Annotated in this window: 21 protein-coding genes and 1 pseudogene; 6 read left to right on the forward strand and 16 right to left on the reverse strand. The window is 63.7% G+C overall.

Translation table 11 applies throughout. The features are described 5' to 3' along the window. Nucleotides 1–6 precede the first annotated feature (6 nt). From D886_RS0125395 to D886_RS0125405, 3 genes and pseudogenes are all read right to left on the reverse strand, one after another. Complete coding sequence (locus tag D886_RS0125395; protein WP_027596574.1) at nucleotides 7–2,442, reverse strand: TonB-dependent receptor; 2,436 nt, start codon at nucleotides 2,440–2,442, stop codon at nucleotides 7–9. Nucleotides 2,443–2,562: 120 nt separating this feature from the next. Then, nucleotides 2,563–3,435 (reverse strand): FecR domain-containing protein, encoded by an 873-nt coding sequence (locus D886_RS0125400; protein WP_256215371.1) that lies wholly within the window; start codon nucleotides 3,433–3,435, stop codon nucleotides 2,563–2,565. Between the two features lie 4 nt (nucleotides 3,436–3,439). After that, nucleotides 3,440–3,946: pseudogene (locus D886_RS0125405) on the reverse strand (RNA polymerase sigma factor); the annotation flags it as partial. Between the two features lie 136 nt (nucleotides 3,947–4,082). Between D886_RS0125405 and D886_RS0125410 the strand changes: the two are divergent. Continuing rightward, nucleotides 4,083–4,562, forward strand: coding sequence for an LEA type 2 family protein (locus D886_RS0125410; protein ID WP_027596577.1), 480 nt, complete (start codon nucleotides 4,083–4,085; stop codon nucleotides 4,560–4,562). Nucleotides 4,563–4,567: 5 nt separating this feature from the next. Here the strand turns inward: D886_RS0125410 and D886_RS0125415 are convergent, their stop codons facing one another. Next, nucleotides 4,568–4,831, reverse strand: a complete 264-nt coding sequence (locus D886_RS0125415) for a hypothetical protein (RefSeq protein ID WP_027596578.1) — start codon at nucleotides 4,829–4,831, stop codon at nucleotides 4,568–4,570. 126 nt (nucleotides 4,832–4,957) lie between these two features. Here D886_RS0125415 and D886_RS0125420 point away from each other — a divergent pair, with 126 nt between their 5' ends. Beyond that, the gene (locus D886_RS0125420; protein ID WP_027596579.1) at nucleotides 4,958–5,278 is read left to right on the forward strand and encodes a YqjD family protein; all 321 of its coding nucleotides are present in this window, start codon (nucleotides 4,958–4,960) and stop codon (nucleotides 5,276–5,278) included. A gap of 35 nt (nucleotides 5,279–5,313) precedes the next feature. Here D886_RS0125420 and D886_RS0125425 read toward each other — a convergent pair whose 3' ends face one another. Continuing rightward, nucleotides 5,314–5,931 (reverse strand): tRNA-(ms[2]io[6]A)-hydroxylase, encoded by a 618-nt coding sequence (locus D886_RS0125425; protein WP_027596580.1) that lies wholly within the window; start codon nucleotides 5,929–5,931, stop codon nucleotides 5,314–5,316. A gap of 154 nt (nucleotides 5,932–6,085) precedes the next feature. Between D886_RS0125425 and D886_RS0125430 the strand changes: the two genes are divergently transcribed. Next, nucleotides 6,086–6,949, forward strand: coding sequence for a universal stress protein (locus tag D886_RS0125430; protein ID WP_027596581.1), 864 nt, complete (start codon nucleotides 6,086–6,088; stop codon nucleotides 6,947–6,949). A gap of 130 nt (nucleotides 6,950–7,079) precedes the next feature. Here D886_RS0125430 and D886_RS0125435 read toward each other — a convergent pair whose 3' ends face one another. The 11 genes from D886_RS0125435 to D886_RS0125485 all read right to left on the reverse strand — a co-directional run bounded on the left by D886_RS0125435 (nucleotide 7,080) and on the right by D886_RS0125485 (nucleotide 17,532). Then, nucleotides 7,080–7,283: a formate dehydrogenase subunit delta gene (locus tag D886_RS0125435; RefSeq protein WP_027596582.1), complete on the reverse strand. Its 204-nt coding sequence runs from the start codon at nucleotides 7,281–7,283 to the stop codon at nucleotides 7,080–7,082. Then, a complete protein-coding gene (fdhF, locus tag D886_RS0125440; RefSeq protein ID WP_027596583.1) occupies nucleotides 7,280–10,159 on the reverse strand; it encodes a formate dehydrogenase subunit alpha in 2,880 nt (959 codons plus the stop codon). Before fdhF ends, D886_RS0125435 begins: the two co-directional genes overlap by 4 nt. Then, on the reverse strand, nucleotides 10,156–11,715 hold the full coding sequence (locus tag D886_RS0125445) for an NADH-quinone oxidoreductase subunit NuoF (protein WP_027596584.1): 1,560 nt from the start codon (nucleotides 11,713–11,715) through the stop codon (nucleotides 10,156–10,158). Before D886_RS0125445 ends, fdhF begins: the two co-directional genes overlap by 4 nt. After that, nucleotides 11,709–12,191 (reverse strand): formate dehydrogenase subunit gamma, encoded by a 483-nt coding sequence (locus tag D886_RS0125450; protein ID WP_027596585.1) that lies wholly within the window; start codon nucleotides 12,189–12,191, stop codon nucleotides 11,709–11,711. Before D886_RS0125450 ends, D886_RS0125445 begins: the two co-directional genes overlap by 7 nt. A gap of 264 nt (nucleotides 12,192–12,455) precedes the next feature. After that, nucleotides 12,456–13,613 (reverse strand): glutathionylspermidine synthase family protein, encoded by a 1,158-nt coding sequence (locus tag D886_RS0125455; protein WP_027596586.1) that lies wholly within the window; start codon nucleotides 13,611–13,613, stop codon nucleotides 12,456–12,458. Between the two features lie 2 nt (nucleotides 13,614–13,615). Further along, nucleotides 13,616–14,332 carry a DUF1190 domain-containing protein gene (locus tag D886_RS0125460; RefSeq protein ID WP_027596587.1) on the reverse strand — a complete coding sequence of 239 codons (717 nt, stop codon included), beginning with the start codon at nucleotides 14,330–14,332 and terminating at the stop codon, nucleotides 13,616–13,618. 28 nt (nucleotides 14,333–14,360) lie between these two features. Beyond that, on the reverse strand, nucleotides 14,361–14,786 hold the full coding sequence (locus D886_RS0125465; protein WP_027596588.1) for a DUF350 domain-containing protein: 426 nt from the start codon (nucleotides 14,784–14,786) through the stop codon (nucleotides 14,361–14,363). Nucleotides 14,787–14,798: 12 nt separating this feature from the next. Further along, nucleotides 14,799–15,398 carry a DUF2491 family protein gene (locus D886_RS0125470; RefSeq protein ID WP_050580805.1) on the reverse strand — a complete coding sequence of 200 codons (600 nt, stop codon included), beginning with the start codon at nucleotides 15,396–15,398 and terminating at the stop codon, nucleotides 14,799–14,801. 130 nt (nucleotides 15,399–15,528) lie between these two features. After that, nucleotides 15,529–16,623, reverse strand: coding sequence for a dimethylsulfone monooxygenase SfnG (gene sfnG / locus D886_RS0125475; RefSeq protein ID WP_027596590.1), 1,095 nt, complete (start codon nucleotides 16,621–16,623; stop codon nucleotides 15,529–15,531). A 248-nt stretch (nucleotides 16,624–16,871) separates the two neighbouring features. Continuing rightward, entirely contained in the window at nucleotides 16,872–17,159 is a 288-nt protein-coding gene (locus tag D886_RS0125480) for a DUF3077 domain-containing protein (RefSeq protein ID WP_027596591.1), read from the reverse strand. Nucleotides 17,160–17,274: 115 nt separating this feature from the next. Further along, on the reverse strand, nucleotides 17,275–17,532 hold the full coding sequence (locus D886_RS0125485) for a hypothetical protein (protein WP_027596592.1): 258 nt from the start codon (nucleotides 17,530–17,532) through the stop codon (nucleotides 17,275–17,277). Between the two features lie 440 nt (nucleotides 17,533–17,972). Between D886_RS0125485 and D886_RS0125490 the strand changes: the two genes are divergently transcribed. The 3 genes from D886_RS0125490 to arsH are packed head-to-tail and all read left to right on the forward strand — an operon-like array spanning nucleotide 17,973 to nucleotide 19,530. Further along, nucleotides 17,973–18,320: a metalloregulator ArsR/SmtB family transcription factor gene (locus tag D886_RS0125490; RefSeq protein ID WP_027596593.1), complete on the forward strand. Its 348-nt coding sequence runs from the start codon at nucleotides 17,973–17,975 to the stop codon at nucleotides 18,318–18,320. A 28-nt stretch (nucleotides 18,321–18,348) separates the two neighbouring features. After that, complete coding sequence (locus D886_RS0125495) at nucleotides 18,349–18,819, forward strand: arsenate reductase ArsC (RefSeq protein ID WP_027596594.1); 471 nt, start codon at nucleotides 18,349–18,351, stop codon at nucleotides 18,817–18,819. 9 nt (nucleotides 18,820–18,828) lie between these two features. Then, nucleotides 18,829–19,530 (forward strand): arsenical resistance protein ArsH, encoded by a 702-nt coding sequence (arsH, locus tag D886_RS0125500; protein WP_027596595.1) that lies wholly within the window; start codon nucleotides 18,829–18,831, stop codon nucleotides 19,528–19,530. The last annotated feature ends 29 nt before the right edge of the window (nucleotides 19,531–19,559 follow it).

Genomic DNA, 19,559 nt, shown 5'->3' on the forward strand with positions numbered 1-19,559 from the left:
TAGCTGTCAGTAAGCCATGCTCCAGGTCAGGGTGTAGGTGCGCCCACGGCCCTGGTAGTCATACAGGTACGCCGGGCCGTAGGTCGGTGCGTAGAACAACGTCGCCCGCTGCCCCCAGACCGTGCTGTACTGTTTGTCCAGCAAGTTCTGAATGCCTGCGCTGAAGGTGCCGAAGCCGGTTTCCTGGCTGCCCAGCAGGTCGAAGGTGGTGTAACCGTCGATCTCGTGGTCGGCATCGTCCTTGAGGGTGAACGCATGGTTGGCCTGCAGGCGGGCACTGCGGCCATCGCCCTTCCAGCCAACAAACGCCGTGGACTTGGACAGGGACGCATAACGGGCATCGCGTTTCATCCAGCCACCGTCGACGTCTTCTTCCTCGGAGCGGGTCAGGTGCAGCGTACCCCCGGCTTCCCAACCGCTCTGGAAGTGGCGGGTCAACGCACCTTCGAAGCCAAAGTCACGGCTCTTCTGCTCTTCGACATTGATGGTCAGCGTCTGCGAATCGACATTGATGATCTTGTCCGACCAGATGTAGTACAGCGCCGCCTGAGCGTCCCAATCCACGTCGGCATAGCGCCAGCCCAGCTCGACCTGGCGGCTCTTGATGCCGGCCAGCGGGTTGTCTGCGACGCTCAAACCCGGCTTGCCGTAATACTTGGCCGGGTCCGGCAGGTCGAAACCTTCACCGTAGTTGGTCCACACCTGATGGCCATTCTTGAAGTCGTAGATGACGCCGACGTTGTACAGGTTGACCTGGTAATCGTTGCTACCGCCGGGTACGCCTTTGAACTCGCTGACATCCACGTCCATCTGCTGGCGCCGGGCGCCGCCGGACAAGGTCAGGTTGTCGGTGGCATGCCAATCGAGCTGGGCGTACACCGACACACCGTCAACCCGGTAGCTGGGGTAACGCGCGGCCTTGCTGGCCTTTTCCATGTCCAGCCCACCGCTTTCGGATGAGGTCAGGGCGTCGAAGGTGGTCTGCTCGGCGTTGAAGCGCTCGCGGTCCAGGTCGACGCCGTAGGTCAGCTTGAGCGTGTCCCACTGCTTGGCGAACAGGCCTTTGAGGCTTGTGACCTCGAAGTTCTGTTGTGATGCGGCGAAGTACACCCCGCGCGAACCGGTGGGTGTGGCGCGGTTGTAGTACGGGAACGGGTAGAAGTTGTCGTCTTCCTTGCGGTACGAGGCCTGCAGGTAGAAGTCTTGGCCCAGCACATCGGTGTGATGGTAGTTGGCGTTGAGCAACAGGCGCCGGGTACGTGGCTCCAGGTCAGAGGAATAGCCACTGCGCAGCTCAGCGTCTTCCAGGTCCGAGGGGGCGTTGTAGTTGAGGTTGGGGAAGTAGATGCCGGTGCTGCCGTGGTTGCCCGAGTCGTAGTACTGGGCCAGCAAGTCCAGGCTCTGCTCATCGGTCAGCTTCAGCCCCAGGGTGCCGAGCAGGTCAAGGGTGCGGTTGTATTGCAGGTCGGTCTGGGTATTGTCGATGAAGATCTGATCGCCAGCGCCGTCATAGAAGGCTTCGTTCTGTTCGCCGGAAATACCAAGGCGGGCACTGACCCGCTCGTTGCCGCCGCTGATCGACTGGGCGATGCGGGTGGCCAGGTCATCACTGTTGTTGAAGCCGCTGCTGGCACCCAGCTGGGTCTCGAAGCGGGCCGGGCCGGGCTCACCCTTCTTGGTCACGATGTTGATGATGCCGCCGGTGGCGCCGCCGCCGTAAAGGGCGCTGGCCCCCGACAGCACTTCGACGCGCTCGACGTTGAACGGCGAGATGCTGTCGAACTGGCGCGACAGGCCGCGCGAGCTGTTCTGGCTGACCCCGTCGATCATCACCAGCACATTGCGCCCGCGCATGTTCTGGCCATAGTTGGTGCGCCCTTCTGGCGCCAGGTCCAGGCCAGGCACCAACTTGCCGATGGCTTCCTTGAGGCTCACCCCGCTGTCGATCTGCTCACGCAGTTGCTGCTGGTCGACCACCCAAACGGTGCCAGGGATTTCGCTGATCGCCGTGCTGGTGCGCGAGGCCACACTGACCTCGATGGGCTTGAGGTTGACGGCCTGCGGAGCGGCGTCCGCCTTGCGCAGGGTAACCGTGCGGGCATCGCTGAACTGCCAGCTCATGCCACTGCCCGCCAGCAACTGCTGCAGTGCCTGCTCGATGCTGTAGCTGCCCTGCAACGCCGAGCTGTTCAGGCCCGCGACATCGTGGGTGGTGTACAGCAGGTGCAACCCGGCCTGGTCGGCGAAGGCCGTCAGTGCCTGGTCCAGCGCCTGGGCAGGCAGGTCCAGCTGCACTTGGCGGGCTTCCACCGGGGCCTGTTGCGCACCACTTGAGGCCATCGCCTGCAAGGGGCCAGCCAGCATGGCCAAGGCAGTGCAAGACAACAAGGCGTGATGAAGGGGACCGCTGCGGCGGTGCGTAGGCTTGAGCGTAAGGGCCACGAATGAGCTTCCAGGCAAGTCGTAAATGAGAATGGGTTGCTGATCAGTCCCACTACGACGATCTGGCCTGGCTGAACTTGCAGCGGCAGATGAAAAATATTTAGATTATTTTTTACCGGCTCAGTGCACCACGGCCAACCACGGCAAGTAGGTGACCTGCAGGCCATAACGTTGCTCAAGGGTGCGCAGCAGCGCCTGGGGTTCATCGAGGTCGAATACACCGCTGACTTCCAGGGCCGCCAGCTTGGTGTCTGACAGCAGAATGCGACCCTGTTGGTAGCGCTCAAGCTCCGCCAGCACCTGCCCCAGCGGCTTGCCGTTGAAGATCAGCTTGCCGCGCTGCCAAGCGGTCTGTGCACTGGCGTCAGGCGACACCGGTACGCTGCGCTCACCCACCGTGGCTTCGCCCTGGGCCAGCACCACGCGGCCATCACGGCGCACGCTGAAGGTCGCGCCCGTGCCGCGCACCGCCTCGCCTGCGCCATCGACCACAAAGGGCCGTGGGTCACTGGCCGTCTCGAACAAGGCTTCGCCCGCATTGAGCACCACGCGGCGCTCGCGGTCGGTGAACGCGACGGTCAAGGCACTGCCGCTGTTCAGCAGTACCCGCGAGCCATCGGCCAGGGTCACCGCCTGCCGTTGCCCGAGGCCTGTGTGGTAGTCCGCCAGCCAGATAGGCGCCTGCTGCCAGCCGTTATAACCCGCGACCAACAGCGCCAGCGATGCTGCCAGGCCTGCGGCCCAGTGCCGTTTGCGTCGGGCAGGCGGTGGCGCGACAACCTGAGCGGTTGGGGTGTGGCCGATGTCCAGCCACAGTGCCTCTGCCTCGCGCGCGGCCTCGGCATGCGCCGGGCTCAGTGCGCACCAGCGCTGGTAGCGCGCGTGGTCCGCCGCACTGGCGTTGCCCGAATGCAACAACACCTGCCAATCGAGGGCATCGTCAGAGAGGTCGCTGAGCGGTTGGGCGGCTGGCATGGCATAAGGCTCAGTCATGGTTGTGTTTGAGCCAGTCACGGCAATGGCGCAGCGCCTGGCCGATGTATTTTGCCACCATGCTCTCGGAAACGCCCAACCGTTGTGCGATCTGCGCCTGGGTCAGGCCTTCGACGCGGTTGAGCAACAGGGCCTGGCGGGCATTGCTGGACAGTTGCAACAGCGCCTCATCGAGTATCTGCAAGCGCTCGCGGGCGAGCAGCGTGGCCTCGGGCGCAGGCGCCGGGCAGGCCACTTCACCGGTACCCTCGGCGTCCTCGTGGCGGGCGGCGATACGCTGTTCACGGCGCAAGGCATCGATCGCCAGGTTGCCCGCCACCCGGAAAATGAAGCTGCGTGCATGCAGCACCGGCACGGCCTGCTCGTCGATCTTCACCAGCTTCAGGTACGTCTCCTGCGCGACGTCGGCAGCACGCTGCCGGTCGCTCATGCGCCGAGTCAGGAACAGCAAGAGGTCGTCGTAGTGCTCCTGGAAACTCGCCAGCAGACCAGACACGGGAGACGTCAGCATGGGGTAGGAGAAAGGCCAGTAAGAGGAATTGTCGGGCGTTAATGAGAAACAGTATCTTTCATTAGACGCGCTACTTTCAACGTCAACGCGCATTTGCCACACTGGCGGTTGAATTCTTCAGGCAAGGTTGCAACCCATGACTGCCCGATTGCACCGCTGGTTGCTGATACTGCTGATGGCTTACGGCCTCAGTGCCTGCGCCTTGTTCCAGGCGCGTGACCCACTGAATATCAACGTGATTGGCATCGAGCCACTGCCTGGGCAGGAGCTGGAACTGCGCATGGCGGTGAAAATACGTGTGCAAAACCCCAACGAAACCGCGATCGATTACAACGGAATCGCGCTCGACCTGCAGGTGAACGGCCAGCCGCTGGCCGCCGGTGTCAGCGACCAGCAGGGCCACATAGGCCGTTTCGACGAGGCGGTAATCGTGGTGCCGGTGAGCGTGACCGCGTTCTCCTTCCTGCGCCAGGCCTATGGCCTGGGCCAGCGGAGTTCGCTGCAAGGGCTACCCTATGTATTGCGCGGCAAATTGGCCGGTGGGCTGCTGGGCACCGTGCGCTTCACCGATGAGGGCACGCTGGACCTGCCCAAGGCAGCCGGCACCTACTGGTAGACCACTCAGCGATTGCTGTTGGCGGCGGCCATCATCTTGTTGACTTCGCTGCGCACCATGCTGGCGTATTCAGGCGGCGACATGGCCTCCAGTTCAGCCCGCACCCATTCCGCCCATTTACCCTTGCGCCGAGGCTTTTCGGAGATAAGCCGGGCGGCTTCGCCCTTGGCCTTGCCCAGGTTGCTCTGCCACAGTTCGAACAACCGCGCCTTCTCTGCCTCGATCTGCGCCCGTTCCTCGAAGCTCTTGTTGGCCAGATTGAAACTCATGAAGGTACCTGCCTGCTGAAAATGGCCGCTATCTTACACCGTAGCGACGCGTCATCGGAAAGCCGGCGCAACTTTCCCGACGCACCGGCATCCATTGTTCACCCCCCCATTGACGAGGATGAGTTCATGGCCCGAAAAAACGCCGTACAAGCCGCCAGCGATCAGATCAAGGATCAGGTCTTCAGCGAACTGCAGTCACTGATCGAAGAATCCGAAAAGCTGCTCAACGACAGCGCTGCCCTGGTTGGCGAGGAGGCCGAAACCCTGCGCGCGCAAGTCAGCCTCAAACTGCGCCAGGCTCGCCAGGCCGCGAGTAACGTCCGTGACAAGGCTCAACCGGTGGTGGATGCCACCCAGGACTACATCGGCGGCCACCCTTGGCAGACCGTCGCGGTGTCCGCAGGCTTCGGCCTGGTGGTCGGCCTGTTGCTGGGTCGCCGCTACTAAGCCCATTTAATGAACGCAGTGCCGCCTGAACGTTTTCAGGCGGCCTGCGCCATTGGAATGCCGCTATGAAAGCGCAGTTCCTGGTCGGGTGACTGGATCAGCTCGGCTTCTGCCTCACGTACCAGCTCAACCCTGCGGGCGATGTCCGCTTCTTCGCCATACTGATGGGCCAGCTTCAGGTAGCCCTGGTAATGGCGCGCTTCACTCTTCAGCAGGCCGTGGTAGAACGTGCCCAGCTCTTCATCCAGGTGCGGCACCAGCGCGGCAAAGCGCTCGCAACTGCGTGCTTCGATAAAGGCCCCCACCACCAAGGTATCGACCAGCTTGACCGGCTCGTGGGCACGTACCAAGCGGCGCAAGCCGGAGGCATAACGCCCGGCCGACACTGGCCGCAAGGGCACGCCCCGGCGCTTCATCAGGCGCAGCACCTGCTCGTGGTGCACCAGCTCTTCACGGGCCAGGCGCGACATCATGTTGATCAGGTCCAGGTGCGTGTTGTACTTAGCGATCAGGCTCAGGGCAGTGCTGGCGGCCTTGAACTCGCAGTTCTTGTGGTCGATCAGCAGGGTTTCCTGGTCGGCAAGCGCCGCTTCGATCCAGGCATCTGGGGTCGGGCAGCCAAGAAAGGCGTCGATTTCGGGGATCAAGGACATAAGCGTGCAACCAGACAGAACAGGCAGGGCCGGCGATTATACCGGCGGCAACCGGCAGCGCCAGTGACTATGCTTGATGTACATCAAGCGGCGACGGGTGAGACGCCGACTATAGTCAGGCACTGGTCGCCATCTTTGAACGGAGCTCACGCCCATGCAAGCCGTCCGCAGCATCCTCGTCGTCCTCGACCCCGCGCATGCCCACAGCCGGGCCTTGACCCGTGCCAAGCTGATCGCAGGCGTGACCGGCGCGCGCCTGCACCTGTTGATGTGCGACAAAAAGCAGGATCACAGTGCGTTGCTCAGCCTGCTGAGCAGCCAGTTGCACGATGACGGATACGACAACGTCACCCATGAGGCAGCCTGGCGTGACAACCTGCACGACACCATCATCTATGTGCAGCAAGCCGAGGGCTGCGAGTTGGTTATCAAGGAGCATCGGCCGGACAACCCGCTGAAAAAGGCACTGCTGACCCCCAGCGACTGGAAGCTGCTGCGCCTGTGCCCCAGCGCGGTGCTGATGGTGAAAAGCGAACGACCATGGGCCGGCGGGGTGATTCTGGCGGCGGTGGATGTCGGCAACCAGGATGAGGACCACCGCCTGTTGCACGCGAGCATCATCGACCATGGCTATGCGATTGCCGGCCTGGCCAAAGGCGATTTGCACGTCATCAGCGCACACCCCTCCCCCATGCTGTCCGCCTCGGACCCCACCTACCAGCTCAGCGAGACCATCGCCGAACGCTACCGGGAAGCCTGCCGCGCGTTTCAAGCCGAGTTCGACATCAGCGATGACCGCCTGCATGTCGCCGAAGGCCCAGCGGATGTGCTGATTCCCTACACCGAGAAAAAATACGATGCCGTGGTGACGGTGATCGGCACGGTGGCCCGCACGGGTATTTCCGGGGCATTGATCGGGAATACCTCCGAGGTGGTGCTCGATTCGCTCGAAGGGGATGTGCTGGTGCTCAAGAGCGAAGAAGCGATTGCCCACCTGACAGAGCTGGCCCGCGGTTGAAGCAAGCGTGGCCCTTGTAGGAGCAGCCTTGTGCTGCGAAGAGGCCGGTGAAAGCAGCATAGATTCACTGAGCTGGCACCGGCCTCTTCGCAGCACAAGGCTGCTCCTACAAATACAAAGGGCGGCGCGTTTACACCAGCGCCTCGCGCACTTTCGGGTCCAACCCCTCCCCCGCATTGGCCTCGCTCCACGCCAGCAACTGCCGGCGCATTGCCGGCGTCCAGAAGCTCTGGATGTGCTGCCTTACCCCTTGCACCGCCAGCTGCCGGTTCGGTTCGCTGTCAAAATAATGGGCAATCTGGTTGGCCATCTTGACCAGGTTGTCATTGCTCATCGGCGCACCTCGGCTTTCTCATGCTGCTCGGCAGTACGGCGCTCTTTGAGCAGGCGGCGCTGTTCGTCGCTGAAGTCCTGGTAACGCTTCTGCCATTCAGACGGGTGGAACACTTTCACCACCTCCACCGCCGTGACTTTGTATTCAGGGCAGTTGGTGGCCCAGTCGGAGTTGTCGGTGGTAATCACGTTGGCCCCCGACTCAGGGAAGTGGAACGTGGTGTACACCACCCCCGGCGCCACCCGCGCACTGACCTTGGCGCGCAGCACCGTCTGCCCAGCGCGGCTGCCGATACCGACCCAATCGCCATCGCGGATGCCACGGCTTTCGGCGTCGGTGGGGTGCAGCTCAAGGCGGTCGGCGTCATGCCAGGCGACGTTGCCGGTGCGGCGGGTCTGGGCGCCGACGTTGTACTGGCTGAGGATACGCCCGGTGGTCAGCAACAGTGGGTAGCGGCTGTTGACCTTCTCGTCAGTCGGCACGTAGCCGGTGAGCATGAAGCGCCCTTTGCCCCGCACGAACTGGTCGATATGCATGGTCGGCGTGCCATCGGGCGCGGCATCGTTGCAAGGCCACTGCAGGCTGCCATGGCGGTCGAGCTCGGCGTAGCTGACGCGGTGGAAGGTCGGCGTCAGGCGCGCGATCTCGTCCATGATCTCGGCCGGGTGGCGGTACTGCATCGGGTAGCCCAAGGCGTTGGCCAGGGCCACGGTCGCTTCCCAGTCAGCTTTGCCGGCCAGGGGTTCCATGACCTTGCGCACCCGCGAGATACGGCGTTCGGCGTTGGTAAAGGTGCCGTCCTTTTCAAGGAACGAACTGCCCGGCAGGAACACGTGGGCGAACTTGGCCGTCTCGTTGAGGAAGATGTCCTGCACCACCACGCATTCCATGGCCAGCAAGGCGGCCGTGACGTGCTGGGTGTTGGGGTCGCTCTGGGCGATGTCCTCACCCTGGCAGTACAGCGCCTTGAAGCTGCCATCCAGGGCCGCCTCGAACATGTTGGGGATGCGCAAGCCTGGGTCTGGCTGCAAGGTCACCCCCCAGGCCCGCTCGAACTCGGCACGCACACCTTCGTTGGAAATATGCCGGTAGCCGGGCAGTTCATGCGGGAACGAGCCCATGTCGCACGAGCCCTGCACGTTGTTCTGCCCCCGCAGCGGGTTCACCCCTACCCCTTCGCGGCCGATGTTGCCGGTGGCCATGGCCAGGTTGGCGATGCCCATCACGGCGGTGCTGCCCTGGCTGTGCTCGGTCACCCCCAGGCCGTAGTAAATGGCCGCGTTGCCACCGGTGGCGTACAGCCGCGCGGCGGCGCGGATCTGCTCGGCAGGCACGCCACAGACCGGGCCGAGCACTTCTGGCGCGTTTTCTGGCAGGCTGACGAAGTCGCGCCAGCGGGCGAAGTCCTCGGTCTCGCAGCGGGCGTCGATAAAGCGCTGGGCCAGCAAGCCTTCGTTGACGATCACATGGGCCAGGGCGTTGAGCATGGCCACGTTGGTACCGGGGCGCAGTTGCAGGTGCAGCTCGGCGCGGGCGTGGGGCGAGTCGACCAGGTCGATACGCCGTGGGTCGATGACGATCAGCCGCGCGCCCTGGCGCAGGCGGCGTTTGAGCTGCGAGCCAAACACCGGGTGGGCATCGGTGGGGTTGGCGCCGATCACCAGCACCACGTCGGCCTGCATCACCGAATCGAAGCTCTGCGTGCCCGCCGATTCACCGAGGGTCTGCTTGAGGCCATAGCCCGTGGGCGAATGGCACACCCGCGCGCAGGTGTCGACGTTGTTGTTGCCAAACGCCGTGCGCACCAACTTCTGTACCAGGTAGGCTTCTTCGTTGGTGCAACGGCTGGAGGTGATGCCGCCGATGGAATCACGCCCGTACTTGAGCTGGATGCGGCGGAACTCGCTGGCGGCATAGGTTACCGCCTCGTCCCAGCTGACTTCTTGCCACGGGTCTTCGAGGCGCTTGCGGATCATTGGCGTGGTGATGCGGTCCGGGTGGGTGGCATACCCCCAGGCGAAGCGGCCTTTGACGCAAGCGTGGCCATGGTTGGCGCCGCCGTTTTTGTCCGGGACCATGCGCACCAGCTGGTCGCCCTTCATCTCGGCACGGAACGAACAACCGACACCGCAATAGGCGCAGGTGGTAATCACCGCACGCTCAGGCTGGCCGAGCTGCACCAGGCTTTTTTCGGTCAAGGTCGCGGTTGGGCAGGCCTGTACGCAGGCGCCGCACGACACGCACTCCGAGGCCAGGAAGTTGTCCCCGCCAGCGGCCGCCACACGCGAGTCGAAGCCGCGGCCAGTGATGGTCAGGGCGAAGGTGCCCTGGATGTCTTCGCAGGCGCGCACGCAGCGGCTGCAGACGATGCACTTGCTCGGTTCATAGTCGAAGTACGGGTTGGAAACGTCCTTTTTCTCGGCGAGGTGATTGGCGCCGTCATAGCCGTAGCGGACCTCGCGCAGGCCGACCTGGCCGGCGACGGTCTGCAGTTCGCAGTTGCCGTTGGCCGTGCAGGTCAGGCAGTCGAGCGGGTGATCGGAGATGTACAGCTCCATCACATTGCGCCGCAACCCCGCCAGGCGAGGGGTTTCGGTGCGCACCACCATGCCTTCGCTGACCGGAGTGGTGCACGACGCCGGGTAACCGCGCATGCCTTCGATTTCCACCATGCACATGCGGCACGAACCGAACGCCTCGAGGCTGTCGGTGGCGCACAGTTTGGGGATGCTGGTACCAAGCATGGCGGCGGCGCGCATGACCGAGGTGCCAGCAGGCACGCTGATGGCACGGCCGTCGATGTTCAGGCTGACCTGCACCTCGCTGTCGCGTGCTGGGGTGCCAAGGTCGGTCTCGGGGTCGAAGAAATTGATCACTGCGCGGCCTCCGTGTGGGTCAGCCCGAAATCGGCGGGGAAGTACTTGAGCGCGCTGGCCACCGGGTAAGCGGTCATCCCGCCCATGGCGCACAGCGAGCCGTACTGCATCGTGTCGCACAGGTCGCGCAGCAGCAGGGCCTGGTCGTGGCGTTCGGTGAAATCGGTGGTGGCGATCAGCCGGTCCACCACTTCCATGCCACGGGTCGAGCCGATGCGGCACGGGGTGCACTTGCCGCACGATTCTTCGGCGCAGAACTGCAGGGCGAAGCGGGCCATGCTGGCCATGTTCAGGGTGTCGTCCGCCACCACCACACCGCCGTGGCCGAGCATCGCGCCCATGGCAGCGAAGGCTTCATAGTCCAGCGGTGTGTCGAAGTGGCTGGGCGGCACCCAGGCCCCGAGCGGGCCGCCGACCTGTGCGGCCTTCAATGGCCGGCCGCTGGCGGTACCGCCCCCGTAGCCTTCCACCAGTTCGCGCAGGGTCAGGCCAAACGCGCGCTCCACCAGGCCACCGTGGCGGATGTTGCCCGCCAGCTGGAACGGCATGGTGCCCAACGAACGGCCCATGCCGAAATCGCGGTAAAACGCCGCGCCCTTGGCCAAAATGATTGGCACAGACGCCAGGGTAAGCACGTTGTGCACCAGCGTCGGCAAGCCGAACAGGCCCTGCAGGGCCGGCAGGGGCGGCTTGGCCCGGACGATCCCGCGTTTGCCTTCGAGCGATTCCAGCAACGCGGTCTCTTCGCCGCAGATATAAGCGCCAGCACCGACCCGGACTTCCAGGTCGAAGGCCTGGCCGCTGCCGGCCACGTCGTCGCCCAGGTAACCGGCGTCGCGGGCTATGGCAAAGGCCTGGTCGAGCACGCGAATGGCATCCGGGTATTCCGAGCGCACGTAGATGTAGCCTTTGTCGGCACCCACGGCGAGGCCAGCGATGATCATGCCTTCGATCAGCAGGAACGGGTCGCCTTCCATCAGCATGCGGTCGGCGAAGGTACCGGAGTCGCCTTCGTCGGCGTTGCAAACCACATACTTTTGCCCAACCCCGGCATCGCGCACAGTGCGCCATTTGATACCCGCCGGGAACGCGGCGCCACCCCGGCCACGCAGGCCAGAGTCGAGCACAGCAGCGACCACTTCGGCACCGTCCAGTGCCACGGCGCGCTCCAGCCCGGCAAAACCGCCATGGGCGCGGTAGTCGTCCAGCGACAGCGGCCGGGTCACGCCGGCGCGGGCGAACAGCAGGCGTTGCTGGGATTTCAGATAAGGAATGTCTTCAACCGGCCCCAAGGCCAGGCCATGCGCCTGGGGCTGGCCGGCCAAGGCATCGAGTAGCGCCGGCACATCGTCCGCAGTCACCGGGCCGAAACCCTGGCGCCCTTGGACGCTGTCGCATTCGACCAGCGGCTCCAGCCAGTACAGCCCACGCGAACTGGTGCGCTGGATATCGACCGCCAACTGCCGGCGCTCGGCCTCGCGTTGCAGGGCCTCGGCAACCTGGTCGGCACCCACGGCACGGGCCACCGAATCGCAGGGGATGTACACCTTCAGCATGTTTCGCCCTCCAGGCAACCGTTCACCAGGGCACGCAGGCGCTCAGGCGTGAGCCGCGCGTGCAGTTGGCCGTCCAGTTCCAGCGCGGGCGAGCAGGCGCAGGCGCCCAGGCAATACACCGGGCGCAGGCTGATAGCGCCGTCGGCGCTGGTGCCATGGTCGTCCAGTGCCAGTTGGTCGCGCAGTTGCGCGGCCAGGGCCTCGGCGCCACGGCTCTGGCACGACTCGGCCCGGCACAGGCGCAGGGTATGGCGTGCCGGCGCGGTGGTGCGAAAATCGTGGTAGAAGCTGATCACCCCGCGCACTTCGGCCAGGCTGAGGTTCAGGGCATGGGCAATTTCAGGGACGGCCGCATCCGGCACGAAGCCGATGTCTTGCTGAATGGCGTGAAGGATCGGCAACAGGGCGCCGGGTGTGTCCTTTTCACGGGCCAGGATGCTGTGGATCAAAGGCAGGTGGAGCAGTTCATCAGGCATACAGCGGACCTCGGCATCACGGACCCTGCCTGTGTTGTTGTAGGGGCAGGTGTCCGGCGTGTTCTGCTGCGGCGTGCCGGCCACGTCACGGTTGCGGGGTGTCGGCAGCCTCCTTGCCCACGGCCGTGCGTCTGCGCGCACTGGTCCAGGAGCATCCTGCAAGCATGGCACTTGTGGCGCCGGAGGGTTGCATGCGAACGACCAGGCGCATCCTGAAACCGACGTGAGGTTCAGGCTGTTTCAGTTGCCCCGCTTTGCAGTCCGTCAGCCCAGCACGACATGCGGCACAAACCGCGAACTGTCTTTGGTAATCAGCGAATCATCCTCACGAATCCCCATCCCTGCCGCCTTGTCGCCGACCACCCACGAACCGATCAGCGTGTAGCTGTCGCCAAACCTGGGCAGCGGCGCAAACCCTTGCAGGATGTACGGTGCGTCGTCATAAGGGCCGTCTTCGAAGACCCGCTGCCCCGTGCCGGTGCGGATATCGACATTGGCCCCTTCCCGCGAGAAATACGGCTTGCGCACCCACCCTCTAGGCACTGGCCGCGAAGGGTTGTCGTCGACGAAGGCGGGCAACAGATTGGGGTGCCCTGGGTACCACTCCCACAGCAACGGCAAGATGCCCTTGTTGGAGATCAGCGCCTTCCAGGGCGGTTCGACGAACTGCGTGTCGCACCTTGGGATAGCCCTGCCGAAGTCTTCGTGGAAGATATGCTCCCAGGCATGCAGCTTGAACAGCCTCGGGATCGGCCGCCCCTCCAGGTCGACGAACCGCCCCTCGCCATTCAGGCCGATGTCCTCCAGGTCGATGTGCCGGGTATGAATACCTGCGTGAACGGCCATCTTGCGCAGAAAATCCGTGGTGCCACGGTCTTCCACCGAGCCGGAGATGGTCGAGAAGTAGAACGTGCCCTGCCCCGGCTGCGCGGCAAACGCCTGCACCAGGTCTTCGGCCAGGGTATTGAACTGGCTGGCCTGCGCGGGCAGAACGCCTCGCTGGATCTGTTCTTCCAGCCAGATCAGCTGAAACGCCGCGGCTTCGTACAACGAAGTCGGCGTGTCGTAGTTGGCCTCGATCAGTTTCGCCGGGCCATGGCCGTCATAGCTGAAATCGAAACGCCCATAGAGGTGCGGCTCCCGCGCCAGCCACGATTGCCGCACCAGGTCGAAGAATGCCGGTGGAATCGCCAGGCGTGCCATCAGCGCCTCGCTGTCGACGATGCGCCCGACAGCCTCCAGGCACATCGCGTGCAGCGCCTCGGTCGGAGCCTGCAGGTCCCGCTCGACCTGGGCCTGGCTGAACTGGTAGTAACCCCGTTCATCCCAGTAACGCTCGCCGTCGAGGGTGTGGAAGGCAAAGCCTTCTTGCTGGGCTGTCTTGCGCCAGCCTGGGCGCTCTGCGAGTTCGACCTTGCGCATGCTCACCCCCCGAAGAAGCTACCGGACTTGCCGCCCCAGCCGCTTCGAGCCGTCGCCTGGCTGCCAAACCCACCCCGCGAGATGGATGCAGACACCGCCGAGCGCGACGCGCTGCGGCCTGAGGCGCCATAGCTACCGCCGCCGCCGGAGCCACCGCCGCTGCTGCTCTGCTCGTCTTTGTTGCTGCGCTGAATGCCCCCGGCCGTACCGTAGCGCTGCCCAAGCAGGCCATTGCGCTGCCCGGCACCCTCACGATACGCATACAGCGGCTGCGCGCGGTAACGGCGGTCGGCGCTGCTGGTCATCTGCCCCAGTAGCATGCCAGCCACTACGGCGGTAGCGACATGGCCATAACCGCCGCCCTGGGCGTGCGCCGCATCGACCTGGGCCTGGGTCACCTCGCCGGTGGTCTCCAACGCGAACCCACTCATGCGCGGCATGTACCGGCCACCGACGCTGATCTGGCAGCCATCAGGGGAAAATTCTGCTTCGCAGGCGGGCTTGGACACATAGGTCGGCGTGGTGCGCCGGTACTCGGCCAGCGCCTGTTTGTAGGCATCGTTGCAGGCCTTCTCCGGCACCTTGTCGCTGACACAGGCTTCGACACTGTCGTAGTTCACCTGCTGGCTGACGGTGTAGATCTCCTCTTGCGGGCTGCACGCGGTCAGGGCCAAGGGCAGCGAGCTGGCCAGCACCAGCTTGACGGAGCTGCGTCTCATTGGGGGTTTCATGGGAGCTCCTTGGGCGTCAGGCCGACGGGGTCATGCAGGCCGAATTGAGGAAGCCGACGCTGATCGCCACGCTGGCAGCGTAGATGGCCGCGGCCAGCTCACCGGCGGCGATACGCCTGGACAGGTCGCGCAGCACCAGGCTGGTAATGCCAAAGGCAATCAATTGAACCACAGCGGCGATCACGACCCAGGCCACGAAGTCCAGGATGCCAACGCTGTAGGCAATGATATTGCTGGCCGGCAGCGAGAAGCCGATCAGCGAGCCGCCCAAGGCAATGGCCGCGGCCGGGTTGTTCTCACGAATGAGCGCGAACTCCCGGTGCGGGGTAAGGCGGGTGTAGATGAACTGGAACAGCCAGAACAGCAACAGTGCCACGCTGATATAGAGGATGAAGCCAGTCACTGCAGAGGCATTGAGCGACAGGCGTAGCGCGTCGAGCATGGTGAGTCCTTGTCAGGTTACGTGGAAGTCCGTGGGGAGCAGGGTGATGCCGAGCGAGGTGGTGAGGGTGGCCTTGCCCGCCTCGTCTTCCTCCGCCGACAACAGCAGAAATTCGCGGCGCTCAGGCAGGCCGGTGTCGCGGGCGTAGAGCATTGACAGGTGCTGGATGCCATAACGGGCGTCGGGGCTGACCACCCGCTCATACAACGGCACCAACCTGGCCTGACCCGGCTCACGGCCCCACTGGCGGGAATACAGACAGCCGTCGTGTTCGTAGATCGGCAGGCCGACCTTGGACTGGCTACCGACAAGGCGCTGAAGGTGCGCCTCATCGCGGAGGGCTACGGCGCTGTGATAACCGAACAGCACGCTATCGCCCACCTTGTCGCCGTTCATCAGCACTTGCAGCCAGTAGTCTTCGTTGTCCAGGTAATACCGCAGCAGGTGCACCGAATCGCCGAGGTCGACCTCGCCGGTGGCCCAGACCGTTTCCGGGCCGGGAACCTGCAACGCTGAATAACCCTCGAGCAGGGGCTTGAGTGATGCGTCGGGTATGAACCGGCGGCCGTTGAGCAGGCCGAAGGGCGGGTTGGTACTGGGCGAAAGCGGCATCGAACCTTTCCTGAAGCGGGGCAATCCTTGCGAGGGGCGATACCTTAACGGGTTTGGCCGATTGAGCCAATCCAAGCACTGTTTGCATTGATGTCAGGCGCGGCCCTTGTAGGGCCGTGCCTGGCAGGCCTCACGCCACCGCTTTTTCCACCCGGAGCCCGGCCTCCAGCTCGCGCACCAGCGGCAACACATGCTCACCGAAGTACGCCACCTCCTCCTGGAAATGCAGGAACCCTGAAAGGATCAAATCCACCCCCACCGCCTTCAGCGCAATAATGCGCTCGGCAATCTGCAGCGGTGTGCCGATCAGGTTGGTCTTGAACCCATCGTTGTACTGCACCAGGTCCTCGAAGCTGGACGTGGCCCAGTTGCCCTCGCCTTCCGGGCTGGCCGCCCCGGCGTTCTTGACCTCATGCCCGAACGCCTTCACCGCCTCAGGGTTGGCCTTGTCGATGATCTCCTGCAACACCGCCCGCGCCTCTTCCTCGGTGTCGCGGGCAATGATGAAGGCATTCACCCCCACCTTGATCGCATGGCCGTTGGCGGCTGCCTTGGCACGCAGATCGTCGACCTGGGCCTTGATCCCCTCCACGGTATTGCCATTGGTGAAGTACCAGTCCGACACCCGCGCCGCCATGTCCCGCGCTGCTCGCGAGCTGCCACCCTGGAAGATTTCCGGGTGCGGCTGCTGCAGGGGTTTGGGCTTGAGGGTGTAGTCCCGGAAGCGATAGAAATCGCCGTTGAAGGTGAAATTGTCTTGGGTCCAGATGCCCTTCAGCGCACGGATGAACTCCTCTGAACGGCGGTAGCGCTCGTCATGGTCCAGCCACGGTTCACCGATGGCGTGGAACTCGCCCTTGAACCAGCCCGACACCAGGTTGATGGCGATCCGGCCCTGGGTGAACTGGTCGATGGTTGCCAGTTGCTTGGCCGCCAGCGCCGGGTTCCATGGGCCTGGAAGGATAGCCGCGATGACCTTGAGCTTCTCGGTGGCGGCCAGCAGCGCATGGCTGATGGTGACCGACTCGTGCTGGTTGTCAGCGCCGTAACCGGCAGTGAAACGGATTTGCGACAGGGCGTAGTCAAAGCCCGCCTTTTCGGCGATCTGCGCCAGTTTACGGTTGTAGTCGATGTCCCAGCTGGTGCGTTGCTCGATGGTGCTCACCACCAGGCCACCGCTGACGTTGGGGACCCAGTAGGCGAACTTGATTGGGGCTTGGCTCATGGGGAGGCTCCTTGGCTGTCCTCGAAGGGTTGAAGGAGACAACGCAGCAACCGTGCCAAACAAAAATAGCGTTGAGCCTCAATGGGATAGCCAACAGCGCAGACCGGGCGCGGTGCCCTCTGCGCAGCAGACTGTCGAAACACTGTTGCGGGGGCAACACGGCTAGCAGCGACTGGGAGGGTTCTTGCCGATATCACCTTCGGCAAAGATCTTCATTGTTTACATCCTCACTGTGGCGCGCTGACGCATCAGCGGTGCTTGCGCATGCCCATGTGCGCATCATCCATCAGCGCCTTGGCCATTTCGCAAAGAAAGTGCGAGGCCCACACCAACACAGGTTCGTCGTCCATCACGCCGATGAACGAGGCTCGTCTTGAGCAGTCCATCAGCACCGACGCCTGCTCGATTGCATGGTCGCAGCAGTTGCCGGGTTCTACGCGAAATAGGCGCTTGCCCTGTATCACGCCGTCCAGGCACGACGCGGAGCCTATGGTCAAACCCAGCGTGCCGGTGCGTTCTGGTAATACCTTGTCCATTGCATATCTCCCTGCGCTTTCGCGCTGAAAACAACGTTCGCAAGCGCGTCGACGCCCCCTGTAGGAGCGGGCTTGCCCGCGAAGGGCTGCAAAGCAGCCCCGGCATCGGTGAATGTCAATGCAGCGTCTGCATGTGCGGCCTGGCCGTGAGTTGCACCTGCGCAACCGCCGATTCCAGCAATGTGCGCACCGCTTCCATTTCGTGCATGACGGCCAGGGTCATGATGGAGGCAGGCGACTTGGGAAGCATGGAGACGGCGTGGTGGGCGACGGCCAAGGCGCAGAGTACGTACTCCGAGGCCTGGATCAGGGTGTCTTCGAGGTGATGAGGTGTATCGGGGGAGCACGGTGGGTCGGGGACGATCTTGAGCATGGCGAGTCTCTCTAGTTGCACTATTCAGATCGCCACCTGCTCACTTGCAGATGATTGGGTGGCGGCTACATACAGGCCTGCAAGGCCGGGGGCAACTAGAGAGAATGCCCGGCTGGTCCGAGGACCACCCGTACGTAGCCACCATAAAGCGCAGCCGGATGCAGAGCATCTGTGGCTGATGGTGGACTCTTCCTAGTTGACCCTACAGGCTTGCAGACCTGGTCGTTGATTTCTCACCGACGCGGCCAGACTAGAAGGCTCTCCCCCTCACTTCAATGACGCAATGGCCTGCAAAGAGTTATTCAGAAACGCCCTACAAAGAAGAGCCAAAATCTGATCATTTCCGGTAGCTCTGTATCAATTTCGTGCCGCATTTTCCCGCTTGCTCTAAACATATGGAAATCCGTATATTCGATTATCCATATGTAAAGAGCACCTCCATGATCACCCCACCCGAGGTCTTCAAGAACCTGGCCGACGAGACCCGCGCTCGCGCCACCCTGCTCATCGCCAGCCTGGGCGAGCTCTGCGTTTGCGAGCTGATGTGCGCCCTCGACGACAGCCAGCCGAAAATCAGCCGCCATCTCGCCCAACTGCGAAGCAGCGGCCTGCTGCTGGATCGCCGCCAAGGCCAATGGGTGTATTACCGCCTCAACCCGAACCTGCCCACGTGGGTGCACGACATGCTGCAGGTGACGTTGCAGGCCAATGCCACCTGGCTGCAGGCGAACACAGCCCGCCTGCAGCACATGGCCGACCGCCCCGTCCGCGCAGCCGCCTGCTGCTGAAGCCGCCACCCCGCGAGAGAGCCTTCCAATGCAAGTCCTGTTCATGTGCACCGCCAACAGCTGCCGCAGCATCCTCAGCGAAGCGCTGTTCAATCACCTGGCACCGCCAGGCTTCGCAGCCGTCAGTGCCGGCAGTTTTCCCAAAGGCCAGGTGCTGCCGCGCAGCCTCACCACCCTGCAGCAGGCCGGCATTTCCACAGAAGGCCTGCGCAGCAAAGGTAACGATGCCTTCGCCGCCAACCCGCCGGACATCGTCATCACCGTCTGCGACAAAGCTGCCGGTGAACCCTGCCCCGTGTACTTCGGCCCGGCCCTAAAAGCCCACTGGGGCCTGGAAGACCCTTCCGAGGTCGAGGGTGACGAGGCTGCGATTGACGCCGCGTTCAACGCCACGCTGGCCATCATCGAGCGACGCTGCAACGCCCTCTTCGCCCTCCCCTTCAATACCCTCGGCCACGACGAGCTCCAGCGCGAGCTGGACCGCATCGGCACGCTTTAAGGAGGCCCCATGTCCGAGCAACTGCCCAACCTCGACCTGTCCCTGTTCGACGCAGCCCCAGCCGCGCCCCGTGCCAGCGAGCACAAACCGCGCATCCTGCTGTTGTACGGGTCGACCCGCGAACGCTCCTTCAGCCGCTTGCTGACCGAAGAGGCCGCCCGCCTTCTGCAGCATTTCGGTGCCGAGACGCGCATCTTCGATCCCTCCGGCCTGCCGTTGCCTGATGACGTGCCGGTAGAGCACCCCAAAGTGCAAGAACTGCGTGATTTGGTGCTGTGGTCCGAAGGCCAGGTCTGGTGCTCGCCCGAACGCCACGGCGCCCTGTCGGCCGTGTTCAAGGCGCAGATCGACTGGGTCCCCCTGGCCCTCGGCGCCGTACGCCCCACCCAAGGCAAGACCCTGGCCGTAATGCAAGTGTGCGGGGGTTCGCAGTCGTTCAACGTGGTTAACCAACTGCGCGTACTGGGCCGCTGGATGCGCATGTTCACCATCCCCAACCAGTCCTCGGTGCCCAAGGCGTACCTGGAATTCGACGATGCCGGCCGCATGAAGCCATCGCCCTACTACGACCGGGTGGTCGACGTGATGGAAGAGCTGGTGAAGTTCACCCTGTTGCTGCGCGACCGCACCGAGTTTTTGGTGGACCGCTATTCCGAGCGCAAAGAAAGCGCCGAGCAGCTTACGGCGCGGGTTAACCAGCGCTCGATCTGAGTGATTACCGGGGACGGCGCGGCTTTGAA

This window comes from Pseudomonas sp. LAIL14HWK12:I7 (assembly GCF_000483465.1).
GTDB lineage: Bacteria > Pseudomonadota > Gammaproteobacteria > Pseudomonadales > Pseudomonadaceae > Aquipseudomonas > Aquipseudomonas kermanshahensis.